Genomic DNA, 20,827 nt, shown 5'->3' on the forward strand with positions numbered 1-20,827 from the left:
ATTTCTTGAATCAGCGAGCTCATTATTGTTTCATTTATATACTCAATTTTCCATATGTTTTTCCCCCTCTTTAATAATTTCTGTTATTAAAGAGGAATACCATACATTTCCTAAACCATATGAATGTTGCTGTCCTGTCATAGAATCTGTCCATTGATATTCACCGGAATATACTCCCAGTAAAATAAATTCTTTGCTACCATCACGATACATTAGTTCTCCATTATGAACTGTAATATTGGTAGGCTTGCTTATTACCAGTCCACCAGAAGATCCAGGAAATAGCTGCGCGTCAATTTGAAAGATTGGTCTTCCATTGAAGTTCCCCCCCCAGCAGGATGCAATTATACCTGATTTTATTATAGGAAATTTGTTGTATATATCATAAAATCCTCGTGGATAGCTTGCTACAATTATGTCGCTAGTTACTTCGATAGATATTGGCTGATTGTTCGGCAAGTTATCTTGTGTTAGTGTAACTGGAATAATAATATTTTTAATTTCTTCATCATCCTGTGTGATTTTTTGCATTATATATTCAGATACATCTATTGCAACTACATCTACATCAATATTTCTATGAAGTAATAAGGATCTTCTTAACTCGTCTTTCGACAGTGTAATTGGAACCCATTCAATACTTCCATTATGTTCTTTTCGTAAATTAAATGTTAAATTGTGGGCTAAACACTCTACGTCGCCTATGGTATTGAAAACAACATGTCGATTGGTAACAAGCCAAAACTTATCAAATCTTTCCCAATGGCCCTCAGGCCCATCTGTAGGATTAGATGTTGTTTCATTAAAGAAAAAACCTGTTGCCTGTGCGCTCGCAAATCCATTTCTTATCGCATATTGTGTTTCTATTATAGTTGTTATTGCAAATAACTGTTGATCCACACTCATTTTATCAGGCACGTTAAATTCAACTCCTTATTTCAAGTACTCTCTCAAAATGGCTAATTTCATAGCAGCGTTTTTTTTGAGAATCTCTCTGATCGTCAATTTCGATTTGTCGACTTGTTCGACAAAGGCATAATAAGCGTTTTGAACTTCATTGGGGGGCTTAATGATTTCAAGCCGTGAAATAATAGGAACATTCAAGTTTGGCATGGTTTGTCCGACTGCCATATCTTCAAGCATCTTCTTGAATGAAGGAAAGGAAATGATTTTTTGCAGAAAGTCTGCTCTGACTTCTCCAAGAGTACGTATTATCATGCTTCCTGTTCCGCAGAGCAAACCAGATGTTTGTACGACGGCACAGCGACCCATTTCACCCCGTCTGCCTAGAACAACATCATTCTCAAAAAGATGGTATGCAGATAGTTCTTTATATTTTGTTTCGGAGATTGTTAGTTTTTCATCTATAACGATGTTGCCATCATGTACGTGCGAGGGATTCACTACGGGATGCCCGCCCACAATGTAATCTTCTCTGTGGAGCAGTGAGCCGAATGGTCCAATTTTTATTTCGGCTAAGGCTGATAAGGAGACTTTCTGCCAGCCATGAGTATTCAATATTGGATCACCGAACATCTCTACAAATTGTGATTTGACGAGTTCCTCCATAGCAACCGCCAGTTCTTGATAAGCGGCTCGCGTGTCCTCTATCGCCCACAGCACATCAGCCAGTTCACGTTGCTTGTCCATCTCCGGCAACTCGAAGCTGTAAGTTTTCAGATGCTCCCACTTCACGCGGGGTGATAGCGAGCCTGCCGACCGCCCCACAGCAAAATCAAAGAAGTCGTCGTTTTGAATGACGAAGGGTAGTAGCCTCGGTTCCATCTTATCCTGTATCGCCCGAATTACGGTAATATCCCCGGAGCAAATACCCTCGAAGGGAGCTATGGCCGCCTTTTTCAGATATGCCCGACGGCGTCCGAAAAGAATATCTCCTTCGTGAAAACGCTTTGTGAACGTATTATCACTGCCTACGTCATACTCCGACAGGCGAATTTCTCCCGGGGTTATATGTTCAAGGCCGACCGTGGGAAAACCGCTCCTATCCCCTTTGCAGGTCTCACGGGCTTCCATGGCCACCTCGCCCAATGTCACTTTTGCCACAAGACGTTCCTCCTCTCAAAATGGTATCGTATTTTCCTCGCAATTGTCCTTCAACAAAACATTCAAGTTGTCGTAGCAATCTCTGAGTGCCAACGAAGACGCATACCAATCATCGTAACACTCCTGCACACTTCGTGTGTCTTGTTCTTTCGTCTCCTCCATCGTTACTTGCACGTAAAGAGGAATATTCAGCGAGAAGTCATTTTTCTCAATGTCCCGTATGGACACTTTCTTTGCAAAGCCCTCTTCGCTTTTATAGGTGTTGTATGCCTTGGAAATCCGCTCGATGTGCTGCGACTCCAAATAGCTCCGCGCATTTTTGCGCGTCACTTCGTTTAGGGCATTGATGAACAGCACATGATTTTTGTGCGTATCAGGCTTCTCTGTGCGGCAAATGACAATGCACGCCTCCATGGGGGAATTATAAAAAAGATTTGCTCCCAGTCCGATCACGCAGTCCACCCAATCAGAGTGCACCAGCTTCTCCCGCATTGCCCGCTCCTCGTTGCGGAACAGCACCCCATGCGGAAACAGGATCGCACAGCGTCCTGTCTTGTCCTTCATACTCACGAGAATATGCTGAAAGAACGCATAATCGGCTCTGGCCTGTGGCGGCACGCCTAAGATATTCCTGCCGTACTTGTCGAACTCGAATGCCGCACGGCTCCATTGGTTCACGGAATAGGGCGGATTTGCAACGATCATGTCGAACTGGCGGAGTTTTCCGTTTTTCGTAAAGGCAGGATTGGCAAGCGTGTCGCCATTTACGATTTCAAAATCCTCGATGCCGTGCAAGAAGAGGTTCATACGCCCGATCGCGGAACTCAGCAGATTGATTTCCTGCCCGAAGAGGGACACGTTTCGCCATTCCTTTCCCGACCGCTTAAGGTGGGCAATAGCGGAAATCAGCATCCCGGCACTGCCGCACGTAGGGTCATAGATGGATTCGCCGGATTTGGGCTGCAATATCTCCGTCATGAGGTGTACCACCGTACGGTTGGTGTAGAACTCTTGCGCCGTATGTCCACTGTCATCGGCAAACTGCTTGATAAGGTATTCATAGCCTTGCCCAAGCTCGTCCTCCGGACAGTTTTCCAGAGACAATGTATACTTGCTGAAATGTTCCATCAGATCCTTTAAGAGCCTGTCCGGGAGGCGATTCTTGTTTGTCCATGTGCCATCGCCAAAGATGCCAGTGAGCTTCTCGCTGTTGGCTTTTTCCATCGCGCGAAAGGCTGTGACGATTGCCTTGCCCACGTCAGATGGAACATTTCGCACATCGTCCCAATGGAAGCCGTCCGGGATTCTGTAGCTATGGATCTCGTCCCATTCGGCAGCCTCTTCACCGTTTTCTTTGACAGCCTTGGCGGTTTCTTCCTCGTACACATCATTCAGACGCTTGAAAAAGAGCAATGGAAAAATGTATTGCTTGTAAGAGCCGGCATCCATTTTCCCGCGAAGGATGTCCGCCGATCCCCAGAGATAGGATTCCAGTTCCGAGAGTGTTATTTTATTCTCCATGGACATACCCCCCTTTCATCAGAAGCCGCTGCATTTTCTCCTCTGCAGAACGTACCTTTTCGAGTGTTTCAAAATAAGTACGGCGTACGACCTCCGGCGGCACTACTTTCTGCGGCTTTTTTTCGATATAACGCTTCACATTGAGATCGAAGCCCCCCTGCTCGACATCAGCAATGGTAACCACCTTGCAGCGTTCCATCACATCTTCGTAGTCTGCGTAAAACTGATAGAGCGTATCCACGTTTTCATCCGAGAGAATATTCTGCGCCCGCATGGGCGTATAGACTTCCGAACCGTCGATGAGGCAGATACGTCCTTTATGTTTATGCTCCTTCTTCTTCGTGAGGAAAAGGATACACGCAGACACGCCCGTACTGTAAAAGACACCGCTGGCAAGCGTGATAATAGCCTCCAGCAAATCCGCTTTGATGATTTCCTTACGGATACTCCCCTCCTTACCGCCGTGGAAAAGTACACCCTGCGGCAGAACCACCGCACAGCGACCGTTGTCCTTATCCATGGATTTTATCATGTGCTGCAGCCATGCAAAGTCAGCATTGGCATCCGTAGGGCAGCCCCAGATGTTTCTTCCGTACTGGTCGGAATCGAATACATCCGCCCCCCATTTCGACATTCCAAAGGGAGGATTGGCCAGCACACAGTCAAACGTTTTGAGCTTGCCGCCTTCGAGGAAAAGTGGTTTCCGAAGGGTATCACCCTGCCGAATCTGCACATCCTTTGCGCCATGGAGATAGAGGTTCATTCTGGCAATGGCGGAGGTGGAAAGGTTGTTCTCCTGCCCATAGATTTTTCCGTAGGTCAGTTTGCTGTTTTTCATATGATGGATGGATTCGATGCACATTCCCCCTGTGCCGCAGGCCGGATCGTACACCGATTCTCCCGGGCGCGGATCGAGCAGACGCACCATAAGCTTAACGATGGAACGAGGCGTGTAAAATTCTCCGGCGTTCTTCTTGGACATATCCGCAAATTTCTTGATGAGATATTCGTAGCTGTCACCCATGATATCAGCAGTGTAGTTTTTGTTTCCCACCTTCACCTTGGACATATGCTCCACGAGGTCTTTCAGACGTTCATCCGTCAGTTTGTTTTTGTTCGTCCATGTACCGTCGTCAAAACTGCTGAACACGCCGGAAAGGGTAAGCGGATTTGCTCTTTCAATGCCCGACATGGCATTCACGATAGCCCTGCCTACATTTTCACTGACATTCCGCACATCATCCCAATGGCAGCCTTCGGGAATGTCAAAGGAATGCATATCCTCAGCGGAGGCATATTCCTCATCACCTCCGGATTCCTCCAAGGCATCCTGATACTCCTCGTCATATACATCGGAGATGCGTTTGAAAAAGAGAATCGGAATGACATAGCTCTTGAACTCATCCTGATTGATCGGTCCCCGAAGAATATTACACGCCCCAAAAAGGTGATTGAAGAGCTGCTCACTGGTCGTTTCTTCCGGTACGGGAGCAGCTTCTTTCACATCCTCCTCGGCGGCAACAAGCGATGCCTGCATGATTTCGGCTCTATTTTCTCCGTTGACTTTTCGCTTGCTGCTACGTTTTACGGGAACACGCATATTGCCCATGTTCTTTTCCATAACGGGCGGGTACTTGTTCTCGAAATTCATTAAAATCCGCAAAAGCTCTTCATCCAGGAACGTGAGTACGTGTTTTCGTATGTCGGACGGGATGCCGTAATAAGCCTCGGCAATTCCTCCAGTGATGGCAGCAACGGTGTCGCTATCACCACCGATGGAAATGGCATTTCGGATGGCATCCTCAAAGCCCGTGGACTCGAAAAAGGCCATAAGTGCTTGCGGTACGGTGTCTTGGCAAGTTTCGTTAAACTGGTATGTATCGCGAATACCGTCCAGCGTAAAATTCATGGGGTAGTAATTTTTGTCAATAACGTCCCGTATCTCCAAAATACTGCTGCCGCTCCGCGCCATATAAAGAGCCCCCACGGTAGCTTCCGCCCCTTTCAAACCTTCTGGATGATTGTGTGTGACGGCAGTGATTCTTTCAGCGAGCATTTTGGCTTCATCCATACTTCCAGCAGCAAACCCAGCGGCACTGACACGCATAGCGGCTCCGTTACCGAAGCTGTTATAGGGCTTTGGTTCATCAGAAAACATCCAGCCATAAAAACGACCGCCATAACCGCAGTCAGGATATTTTCTGCCGATACGCTGCATACACTCTACGGACTTTTCCGCAAGGTCGCTGTAGTCGGGTTTGCTCTCCAAGATCGCTTGTGCCAATGCGAGCGACATAACACTGTCATCTGTGAAGAAACACTTATAGGTAAGAAGATCAAACTCCTTCGACCGATGATTGTCCCACTCGAAGCGGGAGCCGACAATATCTCCGACGATGGCTCCTAACATTCGCCCTGCCTCCTTTACAGCCGTGCCTGTAATTTTTCCAACGTATTGTTCCACCGTTCCTCAGCGGCTTTTAGCGTTGAAAGATACACTTCCAGTTCCCGTTCGTATTCCTCTGTCAATTTCTTCTGCTCATGGATGGCAGGAAGCGGTATCTCGACCTCCTGCACATCCCGAAAGCTCAAGTTCACCACTACCGTCCCCTGCTGCGCCGAGGACAGGATTTTGCCGCCTAAGGGACTGTCAAAAAACATCTTGAGATAGGTACTGTCCAGCAAATCCTGTCGTGGACGAATGACAACCATATTCGCTGAAGCAATGCAGGGATAATCCTGCCGGTGAAACACGGCACTGCGCGTCGCTGTCCCTCTTGCCGTAAGCAGCACATCGCCATCCTCCAATAGATAGCTCGTAAGTTTACGCTCAACCTCGCTGATGTGATCCAAGCCGTCGTAATCAATGACATACTCGCCGACATTTGATATGGTGACAACGCCAACATTGCCGTTTTCATCCTTACGGGAGATGTTCTTTCCGCGAAAAACCTGCGCCACTTCCTTTAATTTGATACGGCTGTCCTTTTCCATAAACCGTTGCCAATCCTCATCCTGTCGAGCAAAGAGTTTATCAACGTTCCAATCTCCCTGCTCCGACAGTTCCGATGACACAACGAAGGAATCCTTGAGCAAAACCAGTTCCCGTGATACACGGTTTTTCCCTTGATCAAATCCGTACCGCTTAATCGTGACATCTTCTGTTTTTCCCGCAGAAATAACGAACAAATGCGTCTTGACTCCTGTACCGACAAATATGCCGTCTGGGAGTTCCGCTATTTCTTCAAGACAATACATCTCTTGGATAAAATTGCGGAGATTCGCTATACGGCCGCCTCCAAAGGTGATCTTGGCAGGCATGACAATGGCTAGTTTGCCTGCGGAGGACAAATGCAAAAGCAGATTCTCCAAAGCAACCATCTCATAATCCCGACACATAAACCGATTGAGATCGTCCACACGATTGCGTCTCCCCATTGTCGGAACGGACATAATCAAATCAAATTTCTCCCGCAAGAACTCGTATTCGTAGATACTTGTTTTCTGAACGACTGTATGAGGGTATGCTCTTAGAATTTCCTTCAACAATATGACATGGATCTCCCGCTCTACCGTAAACAAATAGCAGCAGTAGGCATATTTTTCAACCATATCTTTGATATATGGCGCAAATCGCTGCCCCTCGGCAATCAAAACCTGCTCTGTTTCCGGCTGTATCTGCTCTTCCATCATTTTGAAAATTTCGCCGGGAATATGCAGATGATCGCTTTCGTCAAGAGAGAGCATTACTTCCCAATCGACATCTTCAATACCATCTGTCATGCGATAGATCTCATTCAACGAATTTATATCAATAAAAGGATTATCCAGTCCCCACTGATCACACTGCCGAAACATGATGTTTTGTACTTCTTGATTGCAACTGCTGCCCGCTCTCTCCCCCAATACACGTCGTGTCTCTCTCATCAGAAAAAGTGCTGTAAGAACTCTCTCCTCTGCACTGCCAAGAACGTTGCAACATCCCTTATAGAGCCATTCTTCGTATCTTGCTCCCTTCATATGACAACCTCCTCATCAAACCGACACCTTTACTCTATGCGTATATCATATCATGTATTTTATAAGCCTGTCAATAAGATATTTTATTTTGGTATTTCAATACTTTATTTTGGTTTTCGTTTTTAAGGATTACGAAAATATCCCGGCATCACCGATTCAAGTGACGCCGGGATAGAGTTCACATTGCCCATCGTAGTAATGCTTTCCACCGCAACGACATGTCATAGGGGTAACGACTACTTGCTTTTTTTGTGCCGTCCGTAATAATGAAGATCACCCATGTTTCCGGAAGTTCAAAGACCTTCTCTCCTTTTGCCAGTTTCCATGAATCCATCATATTTTCTTTATTAAAAGTCGATCCAAAGACAAAATACTGACTCTACTATGTTGGAAAAGTCACAACTCCCCTTATACCTAGATCAATCCTCACCATTGAACTTATTTTCCAAGAGTTGCATAAGAGCATCCTTGTCCGGCAGGACAAGTTCATACTTGCTGGCGAAAATCTGTGTATTGCCCTCCGGCAAAGTCATTTCTACCACGGCATTATTTTTCTCCTTGCAGAGCAGAATACCAACAGTGGGATTCTCTGTCGCCAGTTTCACCTTGCGGTCATAATAGTTCACATACATCTGCATTTGCCCAAGATCCTGATGTGTAATGCTTCCAATCTTGAGATCAATGAGGACAAAACATTGGAGCAGACGATTGAAAAATACCAGATCCACATAGAAGTGCTGTTCATCAAAGGTCAGTCGTTCCTGCCGACCTACAAAGGTATAGCCCTTTCCCAGTTCCAATAGAAAATGCTGCAATTCATCAATGATGCGCTGCTCCAAATCAGACTCCGAATAGCGGCTCTCCTCGGGCATTCCTAAGAACTCCAAGATGTATGGATCTTTCACGATGTCCTCGGGACGTTCCACAGTCATGCCCTGTTTGGATATCTCGGCGATAGCTTTCTTATCACGAGAAAGTGCCAGGCGCTCATAGAGAGCAGCGTTGAACTGTCGCTTCAACTCACGCAGACTCCATCGCTCGTTTGTAGCCTCATTTTCATAGAATTTACGTTCCTTGTCATTTGTGATGCGCATGAGGAACAAATAGTGCGACCAACTCAACGTGAATTGCGCAGAGAGTGTCTGCAAATTGGTCGGAGGCGGTTCAAAAATCCGAGACGCTGTTTCGGATTTCTGCGCGATCGATTCCCGAGACGGTGTTTCGGAAATCACTTCGTTGCTATATGTAATGTAAAAACGACGCATATTCTCGAGATTATCTACCGAGAATCCTCTGCCAAAGCGATTCGTAAGATTTTTCGAGAGTTCCTTTAAGACGCTCTTTCCATACTCCGCCCGCAGCGCCCCCTTTTGCTCATGCTCTACAATCATGCGCCCAATTTCATAGTAAGTAACGATCATTGTGGAGTTGACCACAGTGACAACATGCTGTTTGGCATTTTCAATAAGAGCGGCGATTTGCTCCACCAAATGATCGTTGCTTTCCATATTCGCTAATTCTTTGCTCATGCTCACACCTACAAAAATAAAACGCCCCCAAGTGTGCATAAAAACATCGGCTTCCAGAGGCTTGAGAGAGAAGTCCCTTTCAGTAGTTAATGCTATATTTTCCCCTGCCTTCACCTACAGGAAATCAGTGAAAGCGTGGATTATCAATGTTTTCACGCCGCCTCTCGATCATCATTACATTGTATCGTTATTGACGTTACTTCGTTCATCGCCGCTACCAAAATGATACTAGAGGGAAACGTCAGCGTCGCATTCGCACGCGACACCGTAATCTGGCGATCCTCGATCGGCTCGCGCAGCACCTCAAGTGTCTTCTTGCTGAACTCCGGCAGTTCATCCAGAAAGAGCACGCCGTGATGCGCGAGTGTCACCTCGCCCGGACGCGGGATGCTCCCGCCGCCGATCATCGCCACCGTCGATGACGTATGATGCGGACTGCGGAAGGGACGCGTGGTCACAAGCCCTGTATCCTTGCCGAGCAGCCCCGAGATGCTGTATATCTTTGTGATCTCGATGGCTTCTTCCTTCGTCAGTTCCGGCAAAATCGAACTCATCCGACGTGCCAGCATCGTCTTGCCCGAACCGGGTACACCGACCATCAGAACATTATGCCCTCCTGCCGCCGCAATCTCAAGCGCACGTTTCGCCTGATACTGCCCCTGTACGTCCGCAAAGTCATCGGTGAAGGCAGCATCTTTTTTCTGTTCTGTTGCTTGTGGCACAGCAGGAGTCAGCACCTCTGTGCCAGTCAAATGACGCACAAGCTGTGCCAGATTCTCGACGGCATAGACCTTCAGCCTGTCAATCAGGAGTGCCTCGTCTGCATTCGACGGTGCAACGTAAAACTCCGTCAGCCCATGTTCTCGCGCCGTGATTGCCATCGGGAGAATGCCGCTGATCGGTCGGCAGTTCCCATCGAGGGAAAGCTCTGCCGAGAAAAGCGCACTCTGCACTGCCGCCTCGGGAACCATACCGTAGGATGCAAGGAGACCAACCGCAATTGGCAGATCAAGCCCCGAACTGTCCTTTCGCACATCGGCAGGTGCGAGATTGACCGTAACCCGCTCCTGCCGCAGCTGCATACCGGAGTTGCGAATCGCAGTTCGTACCCGCTCCTTCGATTCCTTCACCGACGTATCGGGAAGCCCGACCAGCTCAAAGCCCGGCAGCCCCGGCGACACATCCACCTCAACGTCGATAATCCGTCCATCTATCCCGAGGGTCGTCGCACCATAGGTCTTTGCAAACAACGGCCTTCCCTCCTACGTTTCAAATATAAGAAAATTATAACACAGGATGGTGGAAGTTGCCTAATGATTCTTTGCAAAAGAAAAGATTCCAAACGTCGGAGGTGACGAATGGAATCTCTGTTATTTTTCATTCTGTATCAGAATCAATTATACATGCAGTCCAATCAATTTCCTCGTGCTCCTGCCGAAAGAGAAAGAACTTCATATAGGTATATACATCCTTCAGGGAGATCATCACACAGACAACATCCTCTCCCCACCGATCGGTCAGGTACTGGAGTGCTCCCTGATAGCGATTCGTCGGCGATACCAGTATATCCCATCCGGCAAGGTATTTTACGTAGCACTCAAATTTCCGCATATCTGTGGAGATTTCTCTCGGCTTCATACTTGCAGCAAATGCCCGTGCCGCAAGGACTTCCTCCGACGGAACTAAGCATACGGAAAGCGTATCCTGTTTACTGTCGACCTCCTCCCACACTTTTTCATGCCTTTCCACGGCAAACCGCTCAGGATCATCATCGAATACATGGACACGCTGCCCCCATTCTTCATAAATTGTAATCGGGCGCATGTAGAACATCAAGAAACCACGATCTTCACTCCGATCAACTGACTCTACAACAAAGGGCGTACCGTCAAAGAATTTTCCTATGGTATATCCATCATTCATTTCGGTCAGTGCATCTGGATTCCACGGTGTCATGCGGATGTCACAGGTCAAATCATCAAATTTATCATTGGGATCACAGAAATAACCCATTTCATGTGATGCAAGCAGTCCTCGAGGGTCACGATCCAACCTGTCCTCTGCCGTATCATCATCTGCCCACAGATTCAGCTCCGGCAGCTTCTCCGACTCCTCAGAGGGGGCCTCTTCATCCGTGCACTCCTGCAGTGTGAGTCCCTGCGTTTGAAATACCTCGCGGAAAACATCGCAATGCTCGCCTGCCGCAAATACAACAGTGTCAAATGCCTTCGCATAGGTCTTCATGAGCGCGGCATACGCCTCGGCAACAATGTCCGGCGGATTCTCCCGATAGTCACAGCCAAAGGCGGGAAGGACAAGAATCCTCTCTCTTTTCTTCCCGTCAAGCCGGTAGCGAGCACGCTCACAAATCGCTCTGCCGCGCAGAACGTGCAAGGAGAACAGTGCTGTTCTTACCAGACTGTCACTCATATCATACGAATTTTCCTTCTCATGGGTAAGCACTCTTTTCGCCGGAGAACTCATGTGGCCGCCCGCCATATTCGGCGGTGCACACGTGATGACGTCGACATATCCCCACTCGCTCTCGGGGAGAGGCTGCGGCACTCCCTCGCGAACCTCCTTAAAGATCGTGATATTCTCTGAATAGATGCAGTCGTTCGTTGCCTCATCATCCTCGTCTGCAAGATTCTTTTTGTAAAAAGCTTTCCATATATTTTCGCCCACAAGTGTCGAATAGAGATTGGAACAAATGCAGAGGTTTTCCTCCACGCCGTCGGCACCGATGTGAACGTAACCGCCGGGGCTTGTCGCAGACCCTGGGTTCACCGCCACAACTAGCTTGTCCGGATGCGCAAGGGAGAGTTTTCGCGCGATGTCTACCAGTTCCCCCGTCTGGACATAAATGTGCGCCTCTTCCCCACATATGCCAAGGAACCTGCGCCCTCTGGAACTCCCCAGACACTGCATCCCCATCGTACGGCTATATGCGTCTTCCTCACAAAAGTGCACGACTGGCACATTCAGATCAAGGTCTTCATAATCGTCACTCATAGAGTTGAGTATCGTCTCGGTGATAGCACAAGAATACGGGCTCAGACGCACATCTTCCAACACACGACGCTGTGTGTCCACGAAGGCATGGCGCATCTCAAATCCCCGTTTCATCCGCTCCTTCGCCAAGCGCTCTCTACGCCACTGCTGCCACTGCTCTTCATTACTCTTCATACCCTACAGCTCCTCTCTCTTCACAATCACAAAAGAATATACGAACGTCAACCGACTTTAACTCACCTCCGCTGCAGCGGTATCTGCAAAAGATAGGTTTGAAACTCTTCGATCGAGTACATCGTCTTATCATAGAGCCCATATCCCATCATCGAGGCTGCCGCAAATTTCACGGGGAAGGGATAGTTAGACGGCTGCAATCCTGTCACAATCGTATGGAGACCATTCTTCTCGGGGTCATGATTCGCCAGCAAAAAAATCAGTGCGATGTTCTCACTCTGGATTGTAATATCGTGCGGCAAGTTCTTCATGTCAGGAATCAGCCCGAGTTCGCATTTCTGACGAAAGACCTCGGCATAGTCGGCACAGATGGCGGGGAGGTTTGCCGTCTTCAGAAAATGCCCAAAATCTCTTAGGTGCTCCATCAGCCCCGATGTACCGGACTGTGCCCCATCACCGTACTTCATCTCGATGAAAGCCAGCTTCGGCGCGTGGAGGTTTTTGCGTACCGCACCGATTGACGACCAGTGCACGGCAACCATGTCAAAACGTGCATCCTCATAGACAAACTCTGTGTCGACGATATAGTAGTCCGTCGCATGAGAAATCTCCCCATGACGATTGTTATCGCGCTCAACAAGCTGCTGAAACTCACGCTCGTACTTTGGATATTCTGAAAACCACCGATCCATCGCCTGTTTATAAATCGGCACCTGTTCGATCGCCTCCGCAATGGAGGGCTGTCCCGAAAGGTTTTGTCCATGACTACAATAGTTCGTGTCAAAATGCAGCACGTACTGCGTTCCGTTCCACTCGATGCGCAGCAGACTTCCTCCACGATAGTAAATACTGGCACATGTCCCCCGCATTTCGAGCTCCAGCGTTGCGTCCTGAAGCACGAGATTCAGCAGTCCGTTCAGACATCCACACGAATTCTTCAGATCGTGAAACATTTTCGAGCCAAGTGCTCTCATTTCAGCCGTCCTTTCTTCCCATAACAGTATCAGCAAAGATAGCGCCGCAGAGATTTCTCCTTGTGCAGTGCGGATATGAGTTCCCGCACGGTCATCAGCTCCACATCGAATTGAACACCGCGCGCATCCATCATCCCGATCAGATCGCCAAGACGCCAGCGAAATGCATCGAACTCCTCACGCAGCTCCTCCTCTGCCTTGACATAGAGACTATACTCCGCCTCATCGTCAAAGAACGAAGGATTGCTGATGGTCCATACACAGAGGGAGAGTTTGACCTTCTCTGTAAGAGGAAGCTCCCCCGTGTAAAAGAGGGCATTGTAGATCGCATAGACATGCTTAAAGAGCTGCGCCGTATCCAGACGCTTTGCCAGCGGAGCATAGCCCTTTTCCCCCGCCTCTGTATGAAACAGATTCCGCGTCATTTCCAGACCAACGAACAAGTCCCAGTCAGGATATTGCTTCTCATTGCTCAAATACGATACCGGCAGTGGGTCATGCGAATTCGCCAGCCACTCTGTCATCTTCATCTCAAAAAGCAGCAGCTCGTCTCTGCGAGAGAGACAGGCATCGAGATGGGCTTTTGCAGCCGGATTGAGTGCGGTCAGCTGCTTTTCGTACGTCACAGTATATGCACGGCACATGATGTCGTAAGGTTCGCCATTAAACAGATACGCAGGACGATTGCCAAACAGATTGTACGTCATTGCCGCAGAGGAGTGAAGTGCACGCATATCCTTGTCAAGTTCACGCCCCGCACCCGCTTGGTAGGAATGCTGCACGCGGTCATACATCGGCTCAATCAGATTGTTGCCCATGTCTTGTAGATAATATGGATTCTCCTCGCTGAAGAGGGCTTCTTTCCCTGGATTGAGTCTCATCCAGTGACGTTTGATTCCCGCATATACCTTTTCTTTGCTTACACCGCGTGCCATCATGCACACTCCTTCTCTACAATGAATCCACTCCAGTTGTCCGCATACTGCAGGAGGAGCGTCAGCTTTTCCTCCCGCGCGGCAACGCTCCGATTGTCCTCGACATACTGCCCGTCATGGTAGACGATCGCCTGTACCTCCTCCTCTGTCAGTCGGAATCTGCTCGCCACAAGATAAAGTCCGCGAATCGGAACACTCAGATAGAGGAGGTCGCGGTTAAAACGATATGGGCTGCGCGATGCGCGCTCACCAGATGACAGTTCGCTGCGCAGATACTGCGGTTTGCCAGGCATTCCTGCCTTGCCGAGGTCATGGAGGAGAGCAACGATGACGCAGCTCTCGTCGCTGATCTCAGGGGCGAGCACAGCCTTGATCTGCAGCAGATGCTCTGCAACGTTCACGCTGTGTTCAAGCAATCCGCGCTCCCGGCAGAGATGGTATCGCGTCGAGGCAGGTGCCGTCAGATAAGCCGTCTCCTGCTCAATATACGCCATCAGTGCGCGAAACTCCTCTCTGCGCTGCACGACTTTTGCCTTGAGAACCTCGTAACGCTCCATGAGTTCCATATCCTTTATTCCTCCTCAATGTCCCCCATCGTCAGGCGTGCATCCTTCCTCTCCTGCTCCCTTATTCCTGCACAGGAAATGAGGCCATCCTGTATCCGTGCAATCCATTCACGCCCCCACTCATAGATGTAGATAGAGGTGCCTACGAGAGCCAGTGGAATCTCCACCACGTCCATGAATACGATGATCAGACTCCTGTCGTGGGCATGGGCAACCTGATAAAAGTCCAAAAGCATCTCACGTTCATCCGCATCCATCGCGTATGGCTGCACAAAAAGGCCAATCGCCGGAAATGCAATCAGGTCACTGAAATCCTCTGCCTCATACAGATGATAACCAAAGTCTGTCACGAATGTCCTGCGTACCCACTCCGTTTCCTCCGGTGTCAGTCCGTAGGTGTATATATTGCTCCAAAGATTCATACGTCCTCCTCATACACTCTTGCCATCCGTCGTATAGCCTCACGAACTGCCGTGCGCAGGCTCTGCGGCTCTAGAATCTCAACATACAGACCATATTGTAGTGCCCAGTACTTCATTGCCGCCTCATTGCACGAGAGTGTGACGATCATCTGATCGCTCTCCTCCTGCATGATGCGGAAGTCTTTGCCAAACCAGTCCACGAGTGCATCCATCATGGAGGTGTTTGTCCGCAGCTTCACGGTGACGCTCTCGCCGCCGAACATATAGATATGTTCCGCCATGTGGCGCGGGAGGCTGAATCCACGGGAAAACTCTCGTACAGCACTCTTCGGCTTTGCCGCATCGGGCAGCATCTCAATCGCCGTAATGCGGTCGACACGATAGTGCGACACATTGTCGTGGGCATTGTGATTCCCAATGAGATAGTACCATCCGTTGTGTGCGGCAAGTTGGTAGGGACTCACGATATAGGGCTCACTTCGTTTCGGATGTAGTTTGAAGTCTGTCCCATAGGTGTTGTAGGTGAAGCGCACCTTGCGTTTTTCCTCGATGGCATCGTTGAGCACGTCAAGCGCAATCATCACCTGCTTGTTGTCAGCGTGGGAAAGCTCAGGAAGATTCGAGATGTGTGCTATTTTCGCATGAAAGTAGCGATTGCCAAATGACCGCAGCTTTTCAACGAGCCGCTTTGCCTGCGCTGTCGAGAGCGTCCGCGAGAACAGAACACTGTCGATCAGCATACGCAACTCGGCATCATCGAAGTCCCGTTCCACAAGCCAACATCCGCCATGCGTTGCGATGTCGTAGCCCATGTCCTGGAGGGACTGGATGTTGCTGCGCACCGAGCGGCGGTCACAGGTAATCCCATACTGTAACTGCAGCAAACGGATGATCTCGCTCTGCGTCAGCCGATGATCTGCATCCGAGTGCTCCTGCAGCACCCTCAAAATCAGCAGATTGAGCATTTTCTTGTTCGCACCATACATCGTACTATCTCCCTCTCGTCTTGCTTACACAGAGAGTATAGCACAGATAATGTGCATTTTTTTGCACATTTCTACAAGTACATATAAATAGATGGAGAATTTACCCTCCAACACCCATCTCAATCTCGCCCTTGAAAACAACTACTGTGCCATCCTCATTGACCACAATGTGATCGAGCAGTCCGCCCCATAGCTCCTCGTCAAACTCGACTTGTTCCCCTTTGATACCACATACCACTTGAATCATGGTCTCTAGGGTTTTTCTCTTACTCTCCCTCGCGGCAATTTGGTCATCCAACCTCGCTAGATGCCCCTGCTTTTCCACATAGAGTGCGCGAATCTCATTCTCCTGTTTCAGATACGCCGTCTGATCCTGTGCCACCCGCGCATTCTCGCGAATCAGTGTTTCAAGACGTTCTGCCAAAACGCCAAGTTCCTGCTCTATTCTATTACGCTCCCCAATCAACTTCCCTGTTTGGCAAACATCATCAACCAGCGACCGAAGTTCTGCAATCACGTGCTCTTTGACTTCCACCAAGGAATTCAATGCCTTGACGAAAATCTGTTTGATCTCCTCCTCTGTCAGATGCCTTGTACTGCACGGCTTGCCCTTGTGGGCATATTTCTTATTGCAGCGATAGATAACTCTGCGGTACTTATCCGTGGAGTGCCAGACCTTCGCACCGTACCATGCGCTGCAGCAGCCGCATTTGATTTTGTTCGCGAAGATGCTCACACCGCTGTGCTTGCCGTTCTGCTCTCTGCGTTTTATCTCCGCTTGCACAAAGTCGAATAAGTCTGGAGGAATGATTGCCTCGTGGTGTTCCTCCACATAATACTGTGGAATCTCTCCCTTGTTTCTGCGTCGCGTCTTATCCAAAAAGTCTGCCGTATATTGTTTCTGGATCAGCGCATCACCGCGATACTTCTCATTCGTGAGGATGGAGCGCACCGTGGAAATATACCATCTATCTTTTCCAGACGGAGATTTGATGCCCCGTTTCTCTAGTTCCTTGGTAATCGCGTAGAAGGATCGCCCGCCAAGGAAGAGTTTGTAGATGAGCCTTACGATTTTCGCCTGTTCTTCGTTGATTTGGAAATCCTTGTCATAGCCGAGAAAGGCACTGTAGCCCACACTGGTCTTGCCCTCGGCGAACTGCTTGCGCTTGCCCCATGTGGTGTTCTCCGAGATGCTGCGACTCTCCTCCTGGGCTAGGCTGGACATAATCGTTATAAGGAGTTCTCCGCGCGTGTCAAACGTCCAAATGTTCTCTTTTTCAAAGTAAATCTCTACGCCATGTTCCTTGAGTTTACGGACGTTTTGGAGTGAATCTACGGTGTTTCTCGCAAAGCGGCTGATCGACTTTGTAATGATGAGGTCAATCTTGCCTGCAAGGGCGTCCTCGATCATCTGGTTGAACCCGTCACGCTTCTTTGTGTTGGTGCCGCTGATCCCCTCGTCCGAATACATGCCGACGAAATCCCAGTCTGCACGGCTTTCGATGTAGTTCTTGTAATGAGCCATCTGCATTTCGTAACTGGAAGCCTGTTCTTCATGATCGGTCGAAACTCTGGCATATCCTGCCGTCCTGCGCCGTCTTGGTTCTGCCGTAACCTCAGAGCGAAAGATTTTAGGGCTTGCAGGGATGACCCTCACTGTCTTTGCCATCGGTACGCGCCTCCTTCTTTGAGTTGAAATATGACCTCATCATCGGATATGATGATCCGCTCGACGTTCTGCACAATCTTGCCCTCGTAGCAGTCACCGAAGAAAGATTCTGCCGCTTCCTTTAGTTCGGATTCGGGCAGCCGTTTCAGTCGGCACTTTGTGCGCGGCTGACTGCAAGCCCACACCTTAATCCCCTTCGTCCAAGTGTCACGCTCACACTTGCTGCCGCAGGAGCCACAGTACACTTTGTTCATGAAGGGATTACTGCCGCGCTGCCCTGTGTATATTCGGGCAGTCTTTTTTATGTGACCGTTGATTAGGTGAAATTCCACACAGTCATTGTGAATGACGATCTTAGAGACTTTTCGTCTGAGTTCTGCGGTATCGAAATCATCCTTCTCCATGACGTCTCTGACCGCAGCCACAAGCTCCTCCTCTTTGATCGGACGGCTGTCACAGGATTCCCTACCTTTCCGCTCTCTCGTGTTGCATGCCCACCGCCTGTACTTCCCGGCGGTTCTTCTGCTGAAGCCGCCGCCGCAGCATCCGCATTTCACCATTCCGGAGAATGGCATCAGCACAGGATTCCGATTCACAGCCCGTTCGGCCCTCAGTTTTCGTATCTCCTGCGCCTTGTCGAAATCTACCTTTGACACGAGTTGCTCGAACATCCCCTCCACCAGATACATGGGAAGTTCGCCTTTATTCCGCTTACGGATATGACCTTCCGTGATGTAGTTCTTCTGCAATGCCATTGTGCCTGTGTAGGAGATGTTGGAGAGGATGTCCTTTACCGTGGTCTGCTCGATGGGTCTCCCCTGCCGCCCCGTGATTCCACGTCCCGCGAGACTCCTCGCGATGGCGTAGGCAGAATCTCCGGCAAGGTATCTCCGGAATATCTCCTTGACGATCTCGCCCTCGGAAGGAACGATGCGGAACATCTCACCGTCCCATTGGTAGCCGTACGGTGCTTTATGCCCGTTCGGGATCCCCTGTGCGAACCGCCTCCGTACGCCCCATCGAATATTGTCGCCGATGCTTCTGCTCTCTTCCTGCGCAAAAGATGCGAGCAGCGTCAAGAGCAGCTCTCCGTCCTCGGATGTGGAATCAATGTTCTCACGCTCGAAGCGAACGGCGATCCCCTTCTCTTTCAGCTGTCGAACGGTATGAAGGCAATCTACGGTATCTCTGGCAAAACGGCTGATGCTTTTGACAAGTACCAAATCAATCTTCCCGGCGTTGCAGTCGGCGATCAGCCGCTTGAACTCCGTCCGATGCGTGGTACTCGTTCCTGTGATTCCCTCATCTGCATAGACTCCTGCGTATTCCCACGCAGGATTTTTCTGGATGAGACTGCTGTAGTAACTGACCTGCGCTGCAAGGGAGTGGTGAAGCGTATCCACAGAGACGCGGGCATACGCAGCCACACGCAGCTTTTTCTGCAATGTTGGGGTTGGTTGAACTCTTCGTATCTTCATGGTGCTCTCTCCTTTCCAGTCCCATATTCCCGTACTATCCGCACGATAGCAAGTCAATATCTGAAAATAGAAGCCCGATGACGGGGCGATATTTCTCGCGCATTTTCGCTTCAAACGCAAGATACTCATCCTCTGACAAAAGCCCGCTCTGCAACATTTTCCATGAAGCACGCATCACCATCTGATACGTCATTTCCCGAAGGCCTTCTTCCTTGCTCATTTCAACATCTCCCTTCATGGAACAGCGGACAAAAACGGCTCTCATGGTCACCTTTTCGGGCATAAAAATAACCCGACGAAGATTCGCCGGGCATTGAGGTTAAAGCAGTTATTTATCTTTGAGGCTGTGCATCATGTCCTGCAATTTCTGCGGAACGGGAAGCCCCATCCGCGCTGCATTCTCGATGATCGAGATTCCTTCATTCGAGATGTAGAAGAAGATCACGGCAGAGCGCAGGACGCATCCGCTTCCAATGATGTGAACATCTAACACATTCGCCACGCCGACAAGGGTGAAGATGCAGACTTTCTTGCAGATGCCCTTAAAGCCGATGGCGCTCGACAGTTTCTTCTCCACAATCGCACGGAGAACACCAGTGACGTAATCCGTTGCCACAAATGCGACAAGTGCATAGAGCAGATCGTCAAAGCTGCCGAGGAACTCACCGACCACGATGCCAATGCCCGCCGCATACAGACGTATGGTTAAAATCTGATCCATATCAGACACCTCCTGCTTTCTTCCATTTATTGAGATTGCTCATCCTGCGCAGCCGTCGCCTCTGTGCCGAGTTCCGATAGAATCTTCTCGGCAGAAACGAAACCTCGGTATCTAGCCATCTTCCACCAACTCCCTGCATTCTATCACGAGCCATCGCTTCTTCCCGCCAAGCAGATAGGGCGGCGCAATGGGTGTGAGCCGCTTCCCATTCCACTGCACTAGGTCGGTCACGCGCACATCCGCACGGTAACGAATGACGATGCGGTAATCCACCTCCTGCACCTTCTCCGCATATCCGTCCAAGATTTTTGCCGCAAAGGGCAGAACGAGTGCCCAGACTTTACCGACTTCCTGCACCGACGATGAAAGGATATTCCCCTCATCGTCCGTATCCGTCACGGGGCGCAGAATAGTGATTCGGTGACGCAGTTCGCTCATGGACACCCTCACCTAAAAGACCTCCTTCCGCACACCGAAGAGAAGCGAGCGCAGCGTCAAGGCAAGCCCCCTGTGGTCGGCTTCCTCTCGGTGCTCGTAGAGATAGGACACGGCATAGAGAATTGCAACGCGCACAATCGCCTGATCTTCGACCTTGGACAGTTTCTTCACGCGCAGAAGTGCCGTACAAATCTGTTCTGCCGTTTCCGCAAAGTGCGTGAGGAGATCGTCCTCCTCATCGCCGTCAATCCGCAGATACTGCTTGACTGCTTCAAGCGGCACAAGCATAGAACCACCTCCCCTCTTTGCCGCAAACAT

At 49.4% G+C, this 20,827-nt stretch carries 19 protein-coding genes; all 19 read right to left on the reverse strand.

The genetic code is table 11. The annotated features are described in order from the left end of the window. Positions 1 to 42 precede the first annotated feature (42 nt). The 19 genes from HMPREF9162_RS12015 to HMPREF9162_RS08545 all read right to left on the reverse strand — a co-directional run bounded on the left by HMPREF9162_RS12015 (position 43) and on the right by HMPREF9162_RS08545 (position 20,797). Complete coding sequence (locus HMPREF9162_RS12015) at positions 43 to 918, reverse strand: serine protease (protein WP_071586912.1); 876 nt, start codon at positions 916 to 918, stop codon at positions 43 to 45. 15 nt (positions 919 to 933) lie between these two features. Next, a complete protein-coding gene (locus HMPREF9162_RS12620; protein ID WP_009439087.1) occupies positions 934 to 2,064 on the reverse strand; it encodes a restriction endonuclease subunit S in 1,131 nt (376 codons plus the stop codon). Between the two features lie 15 nt (positions 2,065 to 2,079). After that, positions 2,080 to 3,585, reverse strand: coding sequence for a class I SAM-dependent DNA methyltransferase (locus tag HMPREF9162_RS08465; RefSeq protein ID WP_009439065.1), 1,506 nt, complete (start codon positions 3,583 to 3,585; stop codon positions 2,080 to 2,082). Further along, positions 3,575 to 5,995: an N-6 DNA methylase gene (locus HMPREF9162_RS11780; RefSeq protein WP_009438978.1), complete on the reverse strand. Its 2,421-nt coding sequence runs from the start codon at positions 5,993 to 5,995 to the stop codon at positions 3,575 to 3,577. The genes HMPREF9162_RS08465 and HMPREF9162_RS11780 overlap by 11 nt, the downstream gene beginning before the upstream one ends. Before the next feature lie 14 nt (positions 5,996 to 6,009). Beyond that, positions 6,010 to 7,605 (reverse strand): restriction endonuclease subunit S, encoded by a 1,596-nt coding sequence (locus HMPREF9162_RS08475; RefSeq protein ID WP_037350491.1) that lies wholly within the window; start codon positions 7,603 to 7,605, stop codon positions 6,010 to 6,012. 419 nt (positions 7,606 to 8,024) lie between these two features. After that, the gene (locus HMPREF9162_RS08480) at positions 8,025 to 9,248 is read right to left on the reverse strand and encodes a YhcG family protein (protein ID WP_175282264.1); all 1,224 of its coding nucleotides are present in this window, start codon (positions 9,246 to 9,248) and stop codon (positions 8,025 to 8,027) included. Positions 9,249 to 9,286: 38 nt separating this feature from the next. Next, entirely contained in the window at positions 9,287 to 10,384 is a 1,098-nt protein-coding gene (locus HMPREF9162_RS08485) for a YifB family Mg chelatase-like AAA ATPase (protein WP_009439054.1), read from the reverse strand. Positions 10,385 to 10,511: 127 nt separating this feature from the next. Beyond that, complete coding sequence (locus HMPREF9162_RS08490) at positions 10,512 to 12,320, reverse strand: poly(ADP-ribose) glycohydrolase domain-containing protein (RefSeq protein WP_009438982.1); 1,809 nt, start codon at positions 12,318 to 12,320, stop codon at positions 10,512 to 10,514. Positions 12,321 to 12,382: 62 nt separating this feature from the next. Further along, positions 12,383 to 13,273 (reverse strand): hypothetical protein, encoded by an 891-nt coding sequence (locus HMPREF9162_RS08495; protein WP_009439047.1) that lies wholly within the window; start codon positions 13,271 to 13,273, stop codon positions 12,383 to 12,385. A gap of 50 nt (positions 13,274 to 13,323) precedes the next feature. Then, positions 13,324 to 14,229: a hypothetical protein gene (locus HMPREF9162_RS08500; protein WP_254655379.1), complete on the reverse strand. Its 906-nt coding sequence runs from the start codon at positions 14,227 to 14,229 to the stop codon at positions 13,324 to 13,326. After that, positions 14,229 to 14,795, reverse strand: a complete 567-nt coding sequence (locus HMPREF9162_RS08505; protein WP_009439091.1) for an HD domain-containing protein — start codon at positions 14,793 to 14,795, stop codon at positions 14,229 to 14,231. The genes HMPREF9162_RS08500 and HMPREF9162_RS08505 overlap by 1 nt, the downstream gene beginning before the upstream one ends. Positions 14,796 to 14,800: 5 nt before the next feature. Then, positions 14,801 to 15,217, reverse strand: coding sequence for a hypothetical protein (locus tag HMPREF9162_RS08510; protein ID WP_009439022.1), 417 nt, complete (start codon positions 15,215 to 15,217; stop codon positions 14,801 to 14,803). Continuing rightward, a complete protein-coding gene (locus tag HMPREF9162_RS08515; RefSeq protein WP_009439083.1) occupies positions 15,214 to 16,203 on the reverse strand; it encodes a YafY family protein in 990 nt (329 codons plus the stop codon). Before HMPREF9162_RS08515 ends, HMPREF9162_RS08510 begins: the two co-directional genes overlap by 4 nt. Before the next feature lie 100 nt (positions 16,204 to 16,303). Continuing rightward, on the reverse strand, positions 16,304 to 17,872 hold the full coding sequence (locus tag HMPREF9162_RS08520; protein WP_009439042.1) for a recombinase family protein: 1,569 nt from the start codon (positions 17,870 to 17,872) through the stop codon (positions 16,304 to 16,306). Continuing rightward, on the reverse strand, positions 17,857 to 19,350 hold the full coding sequence (locus HMPREF9162_RS08525) for a recombinase family protein (RefSeq protein WP_037350493.1): 1,494 nt from the start codon (positions 19,348 to 19,350) through the stop codon (positions 17,857 to 17,859). The genes HMPREF9162_RS08520 and HMPREF9162_RS08525 overlap by 16 nt, the downstream gene beginning before the upstream one ends. Positions 19,351 to 19,384: 34 nt before the next feature. After that, positions 19,385 to 19,570, reverse strand: a complete 186-nt coding sequence (locus tag HMPREF9162_RS08530) for an SHOCT domain-containing protein (RefSeq protein WP_009438368.1) — start codon at positions 19,568 to 19,570, stop codon at positions 19,385 to 19,387. Between the two features lie 108 nt (positions 19,571 to 19,678). Then, entirely contained in the window at positions 19,679 to 20,071 is a 393-nt protein-coding gene (locus HMPREF9162_RS08535; RefSeq protein WP_009439044.1) for a holin family protein, read from the reverse strand. 111 nt (positions 20,072 to 20,182) lie between these two features. Then, positions 20,183 to 20,521 (reverse strand): phage head closure protein, encoded by a 339-nt coding sequence (locus HMPREF9162_RS08540; RefSeq protein WP_175282265.1) that lies wholly within the window; start codon positions 20,519 to 20,521, stop codon positions 20,183 to 20,185. Continuing rightward, positions 20,522 to 20,797 (reverse strand): head-tail connector protein, encoded by a 276-nt coding sequence (locus HMPREF9162_RS08545; RefSeq protein ID WP_009438976.1) that lies wholly within the window; start codon positions 20,795 to 20,797, stop codon positions 20,522 to 20,524. Positions 20,798 to 20,827 lie beyond the last annotated feature (30 nt).

Origin of the sequence: Selenomonas sp. oral taxon 137 str. F0430 (assembly GCF_000183625.1) — a bacterium.
In the GTDB taxonomy this organism is placed as follows: Bacteria; Bacillota; Negativicutes; order Selenomonadales; family Selenomonadaceae; genus Centipeda; species Centipeda artemidis.

Excerpts from the sequence above, each read along its gene's own strand:
- HMPREF9162_RS08530 (WP_009438368.1), bottom strand. The coding sequence starts at position 19,570 with ATGAGCAAGGAAGAAGGCCTTCGGGAAATGACGTATCAGATGGTGATG.
- HMPREF9162_RS08490 (WP_009438982.1), bottom strand. The coding sequence starts at position 12,320 with ATGAAGAGTAATGAAGAGCAGTGGCAGCAGTGGCGTAGAGAGCGCTTG.
- HMPREF9162_RS08475 (WP_037350491.1), bottom strand. The coding sequence starts at position 7,605 with ATGAAGGGAGCAAGATACGAAGAATGGCTCTATAAGGGATGTTGCAAC.
- HMPREF9162_RS08500 (WP_254655379.1), bottom strand. The coding sequence starts at position 14,229 with ATGGCACGCGGTGTAAGCAAAGAAAAGGTATATGCGGGAATCAAACGT.
- HMPREF9162_RS08510 (WP_009439022.1), bottom strand. The coding sequence starts at position 15,217 with ATGAATCTTTGGAGCAATATATACACCTACGGACTGACACCGGAGGAA.
- HMPREF9162_RS08465 (WP_009439065.1), bottom strand. The coding sequence starts at position 3,585 with ATGGAGAATAAAATAACACTCTCGGAACTGGAATCCTATCTCTGGGGA.
- HMPREF9162_RS08515 (WP_009439083.1), bottom strand. The coding sequence starts at position 16,203 with ATGTATGGTGCGAACAAGAAAATGCTCAATCTGCTGATTTTGAGGGTG.
- HMPREF9162_RS08495 (WP_009439047.1), bottom strand. The coding sequence starts at position 13,273 with ATGTTTCACGATCTGAAGAATTCGTGTGGATGTCTGAACGGACTGCTG.
- HMPREF9162_RS08545 (WP_009438976.1), bottom strand. The coding sequence starts at position 20,797 with ATGCTTGTGCCGCTTGAAGCAGTCAAGCAGTATCTGCGGATTGACGGC.
- HMPREF9162_RS08505 (WP_009439091.1), bottom strand. The coding sequence starts at position 14,795 with ATGGAACTCATGGAGCGTTACGAGGTTCTCAAGGCAAAAGTCGTGCAG.
- HMPREF9162_RS11780 (WP_009438978.1), bottom strand. The coding sequence starts at position 5,995 with ATGTTAGGAGCCATCGTCGGAGATATTGTCGGCTCCCGCTTCGAGTGG.
- HMPREF9162_RS08535 (WP_009439044.1), bottom strand. The coding sequence starts at position 20,071 with ATGGATCAGATTTTAACCATACGTCTGTATGCGGCGGGCATTGGCATC.
- HMPREF9162_RS08525 (WP_037350493.1), bottom strand. The coding sequence starts at position 19,350 with ATGAAGATACGAAGAGTTCAACCAACCCCAACATTGCAGAAAAAGCTG.
- HMPREF9162_RS08520 (WP_009439042.1), bottom strand. The coding sequence starts at position 17,872 with ATGGCAAAGACAGTGAGGGTCATCCCTGCAAGCCCTAAAATCTTTCGC.